The 13,670-nt window shown below is 61.3% G+C and carries 5 protein-coding genes; all 5 read left to right on the top strand.

Annotated elements, in window-relative coordinates; genetic code table 11:
* The coding region (locus ACT3S2_RS05970) for a hypothetical protein (RefSeq protein ID WP_444561374.1) at positions 1-498 on the top strand (498 nt) is incomplete at its 5' end.
* Positions 495-7,184, top strand: a complete 6,690-nt coding sequence (locus ACT3S2_RS05975) for a DEAD/DEAH box helicase (RefSeq protein ID WP_444561375.1) — start codon at positions 495-497, stop codon at positions 7,182-7,184. The genes ACT3S2_RS05970 and ACT3S2_RS05975, both read left to right, overlap by 4 nt.
* Before the next feature lie 2 nt (positions 7,185-7,186).
* Positions 7,187-9,442 (top strand): 3'-5' exonuclease, encoded by a 2,256-nt coding sequence (locus ACT3S2_RS05980; RefSeq protein ID WP_444561376.1) that lies wholly within the window; start codon positions 7,187-7,189, stop codon positions 9,440-9,442.
* Positions 9,439-12,375: an McrB family protein gene (locus ACT3S2_RS05985; protein ID WP_444561377.1), complete on the top strand. Its 2,937-nt coding sequence runs from the start codon at positions 9,439-9,441 to the stop codon at positions 12,373-12,375. The genes ACT3S2_RS05980 and ACT3S2_RS05985 overlap by 4 nt, the downstream gene beginning before the upstream one ends.
* A 40-nt stretch (positions 12,376-12,415) precedes the next feature.
* Complete coding sequence (locus ACT3S2_RS05990; protein ID WP_444561446.1) at positions 12,416-13,639, top strand: McrC family protein; 1,224 nt, start codon at positions 12,416-12,418, stop codon at positions 13,637-13,639.
* Positions 13,640-13,670 lie beyond the last annotated feature (31 nt).

Below are 13,670 nucleotides of genomic sequence, written 5' to 3' on the forward strand. Positions count from 1 at the left end.
AAACTTTGTTGTTTGACGAATGCGTATGCGAAGCTTTGGAACGATTCGGAACTAGGCGAATGGTCACCGGAAAAGCCTGCTCGTAAAGCTGAAGAGCGTCGGATGCTTCAAGTCGAGCTGGATGCATTGGCAGCGCTCAGTTTAGGACTAACGACCGATGAGTTATGCACCATATATCGAACTCAGTTCCCAGTGCTTCGTGGATATGAGCAGAACGATCTTTACGACTCCAACGGCCGGAAAGTTCCAAGCGACATGAACAGGCAATACCGCAAGCTCGGTGAGACTGGCATGACCGCTGCAGACTTGCAGTGGACGCATCCACAGAGCGAAGTGGAGTACACCTTCGAGTTCCCGTTCCGAAGCTTCGACCGGGAAGAAGACATGCGAGCCGCCTACGCCAAGTTTGAACCGCTGCTTCGCTCCGAAACGTCCAGCGCGAATGACATCGAGGAGCTGCCGTCAGCTGCTTCCGAAAGGGAAGCGGCCACCCATTGACCATCGAAAGTAGCCAGGGCCAGACTCCTTCCGAACTGCTGCCGACCAAGCAGGCTCGTCGACTCGTTGCTGGCCTAACGGACTATTTGTCGACGACCTTCGCCTTGAGCGAGGGGGGCGCTCAAGCGGCCATTAGCCGCTTTCTTGAAGATCCCCAGAACGGGATGTTCAAGGGACCCTACGTGCGCCTGCGGCTGCCGTTTGCCGCTGCAGAAGGCGATGCCACGGACGTTCTCGACTCCTACACCTCGGATTTCACGCCTTATGGGCACCAGGCCGCTGCTTTCAGACGGCTGAGCAGCAAGGGAACCAATGGGGAACTGTTTCGACGGCCACAACCGACCCTAGTCACCACCGGAACCGGCTCGGGCAAAACCGAAGCCTTCCTGTACCCGATCATCGACCACGTCCTCCGTGCGCAAAAGGCCGGCATCCGAGGCGTCAAGGCACTGATCTTGTACCCGATGAACGCCCTCGCCAATGACCAGGCCCAACGTTTGACCGAGATGCTGCAGCATCCCGACCTGGCTGGCATTCGGGCTGGCATCTACACCGGACAGAAGGACGGGTCACGACGCACCGTGATCTCGCCCCGAGGGCTCATCAACGATCGACACACTTTCCGCGATAATCCGCCGGATATCCTGCTGACCAACTACAAGATGCTGGACATGCTCCTCCTGCGTCATGATGACGCGCCTATCTGGCAGCAGTCGGCAACCAGTTTGCAGTACATCGTGCTCGATGAGTTCCACACCTACGACGGTGCCCAGGGAACCGACGTTGCGATGCTCCTGCGCCGACTTGGTCTCACACTTAAGTCCCATTGGCCCGCGGATCTATCCACCGTTTCCCATGGCCCCGCGGAAACCGACAGGGCTAGACCCCTGGGCCGGATGACCCCGGTCGCCACCTCCGCCACCCTCGGAACCACGTCTGTCAGTCCAGAACATGGGGAAACGGACGATGACGCGCATCCGATGCTTAAGTTCGCCCACACGGTCTTCGGTGAGCGATTCGATACTGATTCAGTGGTGACCGAATCGCGCCTCAGTGCCGATGAGTGGTGCGCCTGGGGAACCTCGGCGGCTACCGAGCCTGCAGTGGGGGGAACATCCCTCTTCGCGCCCCGGGGTCTCGAGGACATCGCCCTGACGATCAAGGTCACCAACGACGCGATCGAAAGCACGGCATCCACGGAAGCCACCCTGGAGCGGGTCGTCGACGCTCTCTTTGATGAGAATGGACGTCCACCGGTCTGCTGGTCTGCTGGTCAGCGCACTCCGAAGAATATCGATTCCCTGTTGGCGGCGCTGCGCCTGCACCCGCTCAGCAAGAAACTCATCGAGACGGCCAGCAACGCCGTCGCACTCGTCGACCTCGCGGACGTAGTTTTCCCGCAACGTGTGCTGCCCGAAGGCATCACGGGTGAGGATGCCGAGACTTTCCTGGGCCACGTGCTGTCCCTGTACTCCCATGTGCGGGCGATTGCCGGGCGCGTAGCCCTCACCGTCGAAACCCATCTCTGGGTGCGTGAGCTCTCCCGCATCGACGCCGCACTGGACCTGACACACGACTTCCGGTGGAGTGACGACGGCACCGATGAAGCCGACCTGGACCACCACCGGGTCCACCTCCCGGCCATCTTCTGCCGTCACTGCGGGCGGAACGGCTGGGGAGGACTCATGGCTCCGACGGGCACCGAACTCATCATGGATCCCGATCAGGTCCGTCAAGCATCCATGCAGAACAGCACGGACTTCCGTGCCCTGCTCTCGGGCGCCAACGAAGCCGAGGCCGCATTCCTGCAACGCCAAGCTGGCGTTGATGAGCCCGAGGTCGAAGGACTGCGCTACCTTCATACGGCGAACCACACCCTGGCCGGTGACATTCCCGACGAGGACGAAGCGGACTTCGAAAAGGGCCTGATCATCCCGGTGCTCACCCACCCGGGGCTCGAAGCAGGCGACCTGAGCGCCAAGGACGTCTGCCCCGCCTGCCACGCCCCCGATGCCATTCGCTTCATCGGCAGTGCCATCGCCACCTTGCTATCGGTGGCCATTTCCAACCTCTTCGGTGCCGAGGAACTCAACGACGACGAAAAGAAGGCACTGGTCTTCACCGACTCCGTCCAGGATGCTGCACACCGTGCCGGGTTCGTCCAGGCACGCTCGCGGACCTTTTCGCTCCGCACCGTATTGCATAATGCGCTGCCCGCCGGGGAAATCACCAGTCTCACGGAACTCATTGAAGCAACCATGCGGGTGGGGGATGGGGCAGCCGATGCCTCACGCCGCTACGAGCTGGTCCCGCCGGAGCTCACCGATCGCGATGAGTTCCGGGTGTTCTGGGACCCGAAGGCGGCAGCTGCTGCGGATGCCGCCAAACGTCGTCGGGCCCGCGATCTGGTCCGCAAACGGCTGTCCTTCGACGCAGCCCTGGAATTCGGCCTGCAGTCACGATTGGGTCGAACCTTGGAGCTGACTGGTTCGGTGGCGGTGGAGACCCAGGCTGGCAATGACGTGCAGATGATCGCGTTGGCCCGGCGTGTGCTGGAAAGCCGCGTCCAGGTACCCATGTTTGAACGCAGCGAAATCACCGACGCCCAACTCATGGCCTGGCTGCGCGGAATCCTGGTCCGCATTCGACTGCAGGGAGGCATCGCCCATCCTTGGTTGAATAGGTACATTCGCCGGGACGGCCACCGGTGGAACATCTGGGGCGGCCGTGCCCGCGGTGAAGGGATGCCAGCATTCCCCTCCGGCCGTCCAGCCCCCGTCTTCCCCAAGATCGGCGGCTCCGCCGGCGAAACCAACTTCGACGCCGTGCTCGGGCGCAGTACCTGGTATTCCCGCTGGACCGTCCGCTGCCTGGACGTGGCCCATGAGGACGCCGGTTACCTGGCCAAGGCCCTCTTCGACGAGATGGTCGGCGAAAACCTGCTCGATGTCACCCGCAGTGAAACGGGTGCCGACATCTACTCTCTCAGCCCGGACAGGCTCCTGCTCTCCATTCCCGACACCAACGCCCTCGAAGCCGGGAAACATACCCTCAAATGTTCGGTCTGCGAGGGGCTCACCTTTGGAACCGACACCGTGGTCCGCCAACTCGATGGAGCTCCCTGCCTGATGGTCCGCTGCCCAGGCAGTCTGGCACCCTCCCCGGTCAAGAAGTCGAATTTCTACCGCGATCTCTATGCCTCTACGAATGGTAAGCGCGTGGTCGCCCATGAGCATTCCTCACTGCTCGACGACAAGACGCGTGTCCAGGTCGAGACCGACTTCAAATCCGGGGCCGGAAAACCGGATGCCCCCAACGTCCTGGTGGCAACTCCTACCTTGGAAATGGGCATTGATATCGGTGACCTGTCCACCGTGATGCTCTCATCCATGCCGAACTCCGTCGCTAGTTATGTCCAGCGGGTGGGCCGGGCAGGACGCCTGACCGGCAATTCACTGGCCATGGCCTTTGTCCGGGGACGCGGCCAACACCTGCCCAAGCTCAACGACCCACTCTCGGTCATTGGCGGGGAGGTTCGCCCGCCGGCTACATACTTGGACGCAGAAGAAATCCTGGCCCGCCAGTTTCTGGCCTATCTGGCCGACCGTCTGGCCCAGGACAAGGCCGCGCCTCATCCGGACATGGCACGCGATGCGTTGGGCAGCCTGGGCACCGACACCTTCTTGGGGGCCCTCGTCGGCGAGACCGAGATCCGTGGGGAGGAACACCTGCAGGCTTTCCTGCAGCAGTTCACGGATGCGGCAGGCGGCGAACTGATCAGCACAGCGGGATGCCAGCGGCTGCGACATTGGGTGCTGGGGGACGGCGACAACACCGCGCCACTGGCGGTGAAGCTGGCCCAGGCGTCCAGGCAGTGGAATGAGGACCTCGAGGAGATCAGCCGTCGAATCACGGAATTGGACCAGATGGTGATCCCCGAGCTGAAGACGGATGCGGAGGAAGCGGCCAGGCTCAATGACGAGGACAGCAGCACCGTCCGTGAGGCCCGTCATGCGGTGAGTGCCGCCATCGGAACGCTCAAGCGCATGAGGAAGCAGCGTGATGAGCAGCTGTTGGGAACCTATTGGATTTCCCTCATGGAAGCCTACGGACTCTTCCCCAACTACACCTTGATCGGCGATACCGTTCAACTGGACGTAGGCCTGTCCTGGCGCAACGAGGAAACCCAGGAGTTCGAAGCGGAAGTCCGCAGCTATGAACGCGGAGCCGCAGCGGCGTTGCGCGAGTTCGCCCCGGGATCCACGTTCTATGCCGGTGGTCTGGAAATCAAAGTCGACGCCGTGGACTTGGGAGCCCAACAACGCGATCTTGAGAAATGGCAGGTGTGCCCCGCCTGCGGTTGGGTCAATAAGGATTTTACGGCACTGGCACCCACGTGCCTGCGCTGCCATGCCGCCGACATCAACGACACCGGGCAGGTCCTCAACGTCGCCGTCCTACGCAAGGTCTCCGCGGAGATCCGCCGCGACGAATCCGTCATCGGCGACCGCCAGGATGATCGTCGCCGGACCAGCTTCCATATCGTGCCGGCAGCAGACATCAACCAACACAACGTGACCGACCGCTGGTTCGTGGAAGACTTCGAATTCGGCATCGAATACTTCTCCAACGTGGACATCCGCTGGCTCAACCTGGGGGAGCGGGGACGGCACGGAGCGACGACATCGATAGCCGGGCATGAGATTGCTGCTCCGTTGTTCCACCTCTGTGACGTCTGCGGCCAGCAGGACAGGTCAGCCAAACAGAATTCCCCCGATGAACATCGATTCTGGTGCAAACACCGCAAGAGCAAGGAAGAGCACGTCCAGACCGTCGCCCTGGCCTATGAACTGAAGACCCAGGCCATCCTGCTGCACGTGCCGATCGACCTGACAGTCAGCGATGATTTCGCGCTACCCACCCTGAAGGCCGCGTTGCTCTTGGGCCTGCAGGAATCCCTCGGCGGCACACCCGGCCACCTGGGCGTCATCGCCGTGCCGGATACCGATCCCACAGCCGCCGGTGTCGAGAGTCCTGCAACCGCGCTGCTGCTGCACGACACCGTGCCCGGAGGCACCGGCTACCTAGCCGAGTTCACCCAACCCGAAAACGTGCATGCTCTATTCCGTGCTGCCTGGGAGAAAGTACGGGATTGCGAGTGCCAGAAGACCGGCCGGCTGGCCTGCCATCACTGCCTGCTGCCGCACGCCGACTATGGTACCGAGGACCAGGTATCGCGCTCTGCCGCCGAACGACTTTTGGGAACACTACTGGCCGGGACGCAACACACCCAGGCACCCACCGATGAATCCTTCGAACCAGTCTTCTCAGATTGGACGGTCACTAAGGAGAAGCCAGAGCAGCACGGGAACGGGGAATCACATCTGGAAGTCCGCTTCCGGCACGTTCTGATCGAACATCTCCAGACCCTCGGTGCCAAGGTCCAGCAAAAGGATGTACAGGGACGACGCACCTTGCAGTTCCAGCTGCCGTCGCAGAACTTCTACTGGTTCCTCGAGGAACAAGTAGACATGCACGGTACTCGGCCGGACTTCGTGCTCCGGCACCAGGGCGGAGGCGAGGGAATCGCCATCTACACCGATGGTCGCCAGTTCCACGCCAGCCCTGCCCATAACCGCACCGCCGATGACGCGGTCAAACGCCACCGCCTGCGCGAGCACGGCATCATGCCCTGGGCCATCACCTCACGGGATCTCGACGATTTCACTGCCGGGGGAGCCGGCCACGCCTTGCCGCCGTGGTTTGAACCAAAATTCGTCGACGCCATGATGAAGAAACACTCACTTTCCCCAGCCCTGCTGCGCGCCATCTCGGTCGGCTCCATGGCCCTGCTGTGGGAATGGATCAATGACCCCCAGGTGGAGGCCTGGAACCGGTTTGCTGATACGGTCCCGCTGTTCATGCTGGAGACCAAACCCCGGCTGCTAGAGGCAGCAGAGGACCTCTCGGGCCAGCTCCTGAACGTCATGGACCCAGACGATACCTTCGCGCTTCTGGGTGGACCCCAGGATTCCGGGACGTTCTGGTGGACACGAGAAAGTGATTTTGTCTCCATCATTCTCTCTGGCCGGCCCGACCATCCCGAGGGAACCCGGGCGATTCTCTGCCTCGACGATCACGAACCGGCTCTCTACGATGAAGCACATGCCGACGCCTGGAGACATTGGCTACTGGTTTCGAATCTATTGGGTTTCAAAACCCACGGGGCCAGCATCCTCACGACATGCAGCGCGACTGAATTCGCGACTCTTTTGCAGTTGCCCTCTGTCGGTCAAACCAAAGGAGTCCCCAGCGCCTCCGTTGGTTCGAGCCCACTGGGTGCGGGTGACCAGTCGACGGGCCGGATCAATGTCGGCTGGGCGGCAGTTGTGGAACAAGCACTCGACGACGATGAACTCGGCTTCTTCAATACTCTGGCTCGGCTCGACATCACCCCAACGCCCATGGTGGGGGAGGAAATTAGCGGATGGCCCACCATCTTGTCCTGGGACTCCGAACGCATCGCCGTTCTCGCCGATACCGAGGGAGTCGACGAACTGACAGCCGCGGGCTGGCACGTGATTGGTGGCACGAATGACGAGGCTGCCGAACGCATTGCGGACCTGCTGAGCGCGGCTCCCTCCGAAGCGACGAACTCCAAGAACCCCGCAGGGAAAGGATCCTAGCCATGGCCTTCGTGACGATGGTGTCCACCAAGGACAAGCTGGACGGCTCGATCAAGAAGCAGGTCTTCGATTTCCTGCGGAAGCTCCAGGACAACGACACCGCTCCCGGACTGCATATTGAACCCATGAAGGGGGCCCGCGATCGCCGGGCCCGCACCGGCAGGGTCAATGACATGTGGCGCGCGGTCCTGTTCCGCATGGAGGTGCCGGGGGAGACCCACTACGTTTACATCGGGACCTGGCCACACGACAAGGCCAATGCCATCGCTGAATCCAGCATCATGACCTTCAACAGCGCGCTCGGGGTGCCAGAGATCATCAACCGCGGTGCACCGCAACCTCGTCGTCCCCACGACCGTTCCACCAGTCAGGATTCCGAGGCCGGGTCCCCTGTGAACGACGCGCCGACGGTGCCGCTACCCAGCCAACCTCCGTGGAGCAACCCTCTGTCTCATGGGTGGACTGCAGCATCGCTGTCCATGCAGGCCGGCATCGATGGTGAGAACGCGGAAGCGGCGTTGGCCGCCGGCACCGCTTCCGAGTTCAATGCAGTGGTGAATTCCTGCCCGGAAGTGCAGGGCCTGGTCCTGTTGGGGCTCGCCCAGGGTGATGACCTGTCCACCGTTCGCCGTGAGCTGGGTCTGTCGGCGGAACCCATGGACGTAGCCGCAGACGGCGAGGACGTCGCCGTAGTCCGTGGGCTGAAGACCGCCCCGCTGGGCTTTGCCTACGTGGGGGAAAACCCACAGGAACTTCGCGATGCCGTCGAAAGTACGGACATCGACCAATGGCGGATCTTCCTCCACCCCGAACAACGTCAATACGTCACCAAGGAAACTAACGGCGCCTACCGCCTCTCCGGCGGTGCCGGTACCGGTAAGACGGTCGTACTGCTGCACCGTGCCCGCCATTTGGCGCAGAAGGACCCCGAGCAGCGGATCCTACTGACTACGTTCACCCGCACCCTGGCGGAGTCACTGTCGACGAATATGGGCAAGCTGGTCCCCGAGCTCGAGATCGTGCCCTTGGGAGAGCCCGGCATAGCGATCTTAGGGATCGACCAGATCGCCTACCGGATTCTTGCCGAGGCTTCCGTCGTCGAGAAGGACTCCGCCCATCAGACGGTTTTCGGCAGCGGCCGTAACGCGATGACGAAGCTTTCCGGTCGGGAAGCGTACAGCTGGAAGCAGGCGGCCGCCTCGGTGGAGCATGGGTTGGCCAACCATTTGATCGAGCCCGCCTTCCTGGCCCAGGAGTATCTGGCAGTGGTGCTGGCCGGCCGGATCACGTCGTTGGCCGATTATGTGAAGGTACCTCGCCCGGGCCGGGGGACGGCGTTGAACCGCAAGGCCCGCATGGGTCTGTGGAAGATCGTCGAGGCATTCCGCCGTGAGAACGAGTTGGACGATCAGCTCACCTATCCGGAGCAGACGGTGGTTGCGGCAGCAATCCTCGAACACCGTGCCGCCGGCGGCCAACCCCTTCCTGCAGATTCCGTACTGGTGGATGAGGCCCAGGATCTCCATGCCGGTCACTGGCAGCTATTGCGTGCCTTGGCACCCGAAGGCCCCGATGACCTTTTCATTGCCGAGGACTCGCACCAGCGGATCTACGGCCAGAAGATCTCCCTGAACCAGTTCGGCATCAAGATCCGTGGCAGGGCCCGCCGGCTGCGGCTGAACTACCGTACGACCGCTGAGAACCTCGCCTACGCCATTTCCATCCTGTCCGGCCAAGACTACCTCGACCTGGAAGGCGGGGAGGAAAACACCGCCGAGTATCATTCGGTGCGCACCGGACCGGAGCCGCTACGGGTCGGCGCGACCGATCTGCACAGTGAGCTGGACGCGGCGGTCGAACACCTGCAGCGGTGGCAGGAAAAGAAGGTGGAGGGCAATGCCATCGGCATCTTGGCACGCAGCGAAAAAGCGTTGAAGTCCATACACACCGGGCTCCTGGAGCGCGATATTCAAACACAAGTCGTTACGGCCCGGACCAAACGCCCCCAACCAGACCAACCGCTGTTGATGACGATGCACTCCGCGAAGGGCATGGAGTTCCAGAACGTCATTGTGATGGGGGTGGGCGACGGCGAGCTGCCGGCCACGTGGGATTTCGGAAAGCTGCCGGAAGCGGAGCAGGAAGACGCCGTCATGCGGGAACGCTCATTACTTTATGTCGCCGCATCGCGTGCCCGCGATGAACTGGTCATCACATGGGCCGGGGAACCCAGCCGACTCTTGGGGGGCAAAACATGAGTGAACAGGAGAATCTTTGGACACCGGTGATGGAATTCGCCCGGGTCTCACTGGAGCATACTGACCTGGACTCCGACGAACGCGACTATAAATTGGCTTTCGCTGAGCAGGCACACATCGCGAGGAACCAGCTCCTTGCTCACGACCCGGTTTGGTTTGAAACGCTGCGCAAGTGCTTGGGGCGTGCCGGTCTGGTGAACCAATACACGACCATGGGCCTCGCCCAAGTAGCCAAGGATCATCCGCACCAGCTTGAAGAGATCTTTCTGCAGATCTGGGCCGACGAGGCATCGCCAGCTTCGCTGGATCAATTTGTCGACGATCTCAGGGCACTAAATCCGACGAAGCTGTCCGCTGGCGGTACCGTCGGGCTGGGGGCATTGCTACTATTCGCCAGAACCCCCGAACAGTATGCTCCCTACCAGGTCCGACTTGCCGATGGCTTCCTCAAACTCGTTGGCGAGGTTCCTCTGGGGCCGAAATACTCCACGAAGCGGTTCCAGCAATTTCTGAATGTCCTCGATCGTCTCCTCGAGGAGGCCAGTAGTCAGGGTCTTCCGCTGCGTGACCGCTTGGACGCGCAGTCACTGATCTGGCGGCTCATGAAGGAAGACCCGACCCCAACGTGGCCCGGGGACGTTGCCGCCGGTTTGCGCACATGGCGAGGTGACAAGGTTGCTCCAATCACTGAGCACTATCAGCGTCGGGCCGGTAAGTCGCAGGAAACGGAAGATGCCGCGTGGCTCATCCTGGAACCGGCCCTTCACGGGCAACCGTCTCCTTTGGGTGGACACAGCACCGTCTGGAGTACGGAGGCGGCGCAGCAATTTGCAGAGCTTCGCAATACCCACGACCCCGTAACCGGTACCTTTAGCGAGAGGCTCCGTGCCCAAGTTGCCAGCGGCGATCAGGCCGTGCACCTTCTGGCCGCCGAATTGACCTTTCTACAATGCGTGGCGCTCTCCAACCTGCGGCCGGCCACAAAGATCGAGCGGGTCGAGGGCCTGCTCCGCCAGTCACCAGACGGACCCCGTGAGCTCCCTGTCAGCTTCCGTGAAGGCCTGCAATGTCGGGGGTCATTCAATGGGGGAGCGGCTTTCAACCTCCGCGCCGCTGTGCACATCGGCTGGCTCGGACGCTTTGCGGAGCATGTTTCCCGGGCCTCTCGGATCGATTTGGAACTGGCGCTGTCCACTCCGTGGGAATGGATGGCTTTCACGCTGGCAGTCCCTGAAGACCAGCCGGAGATCCGACACACCATCAACTATCTCGTGTGGCCCAACTATCTCCTTCCCGTCGTCGTCCAGGGGCATCGGCGCAAGATCAGAGATGCATTTTCCTCCGTCCTTGAACGTGTCAGGGGTAACGGAGAAATCGAGCTGGCCAAGGACCTGCACGAAATCCTGGTCGTCCATACTCGCGAATCAGGCCGATACTCTGAATGGTATGCGGATCCATATATCACCCAGTGGGCCGGGGGCGAGGCGGCAACCAACCGCGCTTGGATTGTGCCGCAAACGCAAAATGGCCGTGCCTTAGCCGAATTCTGGCAAGATCAAGAAGTAGTGAGCCTGCCTTCCCTCGGCTTGGACGCTGAATCCGTCGGTGCTTCCTTCGAAGAGATTCACGCCGCCCTGCGCGGTTCGATGGACGGAGAATCCGCCACGTCGATGCGCGATGCCGCGGGCTCCATCCACCGCTTTATCACCCAGATGTCCTTGGGCGACTACGTGGTGGTTCCATGGGAGGAGGTGCTGCTGGTCGGGCAAGTCACAGGGGATCCTGATGTCGGCACCCTCGAAGGCGCGAAGTTCCTCCGGACGGTGAGTTGGAATGTGACCTTGATAGTCAACGAAAACCTTCCCGCGCAACTCGACGCCGGTCTCCAAGAAAGCCATGCCGTCACCGACGCCAGCGCCGCGTCGCGAGATATCGCCTCGTGGTTCGACAAGGATCAGCCGGCTGGCGATGAACCCGTAGTAGCCAAACCTTCGGTGTCCAGGTCGCAGGAGGCACTGCAACTCGACGCAGCGACGGAGGATTTGAGTTCCAGGCTCCACGTGGACCGGGACGACTTGCAGGAACTGGTTGACCTTCTACAGTCCAGGCGCCAGATCGTGCTCTATGGTCCCCCGGGTACTGGCAAGACCTATATTGCCAAGGAATTGGCACGCCACTTGACCGGCAGGGAACGTACCGCCGATGTTCAAATCGTGCAGTTCCATCCTTCGTACTCCTACGAGGATTTCTTCGAGGGCTACCGCCCCGCCTCAGCCAATGGGCAGGTGGGATTTGAGCTGCAGGACGGGCCGCTGCGCCGACTGGCCCGTGTGGCCGGCGAGCCAGGAAACGAGGATAAGCCGTTCTTCCTCATCATCGACGAGATGAACCGCGGCAACCTCGCCAAAATCTTTGGCGAACTGTATTTTCTGCTCGAATACCGGACGGATAGTATCCGGCTTCAATACAGCCCGACCGAGAGCTTCATCCTTCCGCCGAATCTCTACATCATCGGAACGATGAATACGGCAGACCGCTCCATCGCCATGGTCGATGCGGCTATTCGGCGTCGTTTCGCGTTCGTGGAACTTCATCCCCAGGACGGGATGATCAGGGACGTGCTGGGCCGGTACCTGATCGCGCAGCAGCGTTCCCCGCTCACCGCTGAGCTGCTGGATAGCCTGAATGAAAAACTGGGTGCGGCCAAACGTGATCTGGCCATCGGCCCTTCCTACTTCATGAGGGATGATGCTGCAGATGCCGCCGGGTTGCGGCGAGTATGGAAATACGAGTTGCTTCCGCTGTTGGAGGAATACCACTTTGGTGAACTCTCACGAGACGACGTCCATGCTGCCTTTGGCCTGGATGCCCTGTTGACGTCGATCGGTCGCAGTCTAGAAGACCTGGACGTGAACGTTGACGACGAGGAGTAGTCCTGAGGTTTCCGGGCTTCAGCGTGTTGTCCTCGACGAATTGGGAACTACCGGTCCGGTTCTACAACTGGACGACAACGTGCGTGCAACGCTAGACGCCACTGGCCTGGTCACCGCAAAGCCGGCAGTCGGACCTGTTCCGGGGCAGATTGCCGGAACTTCGCGATATTGGGAATTGGTACCCTCTGGGCTCGTCGGTGCCGTGCAGATCGACGACCTATTGGTTGAAGTCAGGCCGAAGGACAAAGTCCCGATCGCCCAACTGCTTTTCCTCCTCGGCTACGCCCATGATCCTGGGTTCCGCCCCGAGAATGTGGACGCAACCGAGACAGCGGATTTGTGGTCGGTCTTCGGTGAGACCCTGGCACGCTTGGCCGAGCGGGCCACCCAACGAGGTGTCCTGCAGGGGTACGTAACCCTTGAGGAAACGCTGCGCACCGTGCGGGGCCGCATCCGCATGTCCGACCAGCTGACTCAGCGCCCTGGACAGTCCTTTCCCATTGAAGTGACCCACGACGACTTCACCATCGACATCGTGGAGAACCGGATTCTGCGCGCAGCGGCCCGGCGCATGTTGGCTGTCCCTCGACTACCTGCCGATATCCGTCGGAGATTGATGCACCTCGATCATCGTCTTGCCGACGTCGCGGTGCTCACTAATACCCGGCATTCACCATCGTGGACACCGGGCCGCATGAACCAGAAGTACCTTCCAGCGCTGCGTATTGCGGAAATTATCCTGCGCAACATGGTGGCTGAGACCGCACCGGGCAGATTCTCCGTGGCGTCTTTTGCCGTGGACATGGCACGGGTTTTCGAGGACTTCACGACCACGGCTTTGACTGAGGCCCTGCACCGGTATCCAGGTCGCACCACCGCCCAATATTCCTGCCACCTTGACGGCCCAAGGACTGACGGAGCTCCACGGATCGTGATGCGTCCCGACATCCTTCACCACATCGAGGACCGGCCTGCGCTGATTTTCGATGCCAAGTACAAGGCGGCCACCACCGGGGGCAGTTATGCAAACGCCGACTACTATCAAATGTTGGCGTACTCAACTGTTTTGGGCTGTATCCCCGCATGGCTGCTCTATGCGGGCCCCGGGTTACCGCGTAGTCGCAAGGTCATCGGGGCGACGATAGTCATCACCGAATATCCCATCGATATCGGGCGGCCGCCCCGCGAGCTCTTGGCCAGCTTCGATGCGCTGGCCGAGTCGGCCATGGCCATGATGAAGCAAGCAGATTCCAGCGATGGATAACCGAGGATCATCGGTTCAGGTATTTCCTGTA

It is taken from the genome of Arthrobacter sp. AOP36-A1-22, assembly GCF_052377615.1.
Lineage (GTDB): Bacteria > Actinomycetota > Actinomycetes > Actinomycetales > Micrococcaceae > Arthrobacter_H.

Bases quoted from the DNA above. Each gene is read 5' to 3' on its own strand.
- ACT3S2_RS05980 (WP_444561376.1), top strand. From the start codon at position 7,187: ATGGCCTTCGTGACGATGGTGTCCACCAAGGACAAGCTGGACGGCTCG.
- ACT3S2_RS05985 (WP_444561377.1), top strand. From the start codon at position 9,439: ATGAGTGAACAGGAGAATCTTTGGACACCGGTGATGGAATTCGCCCGG.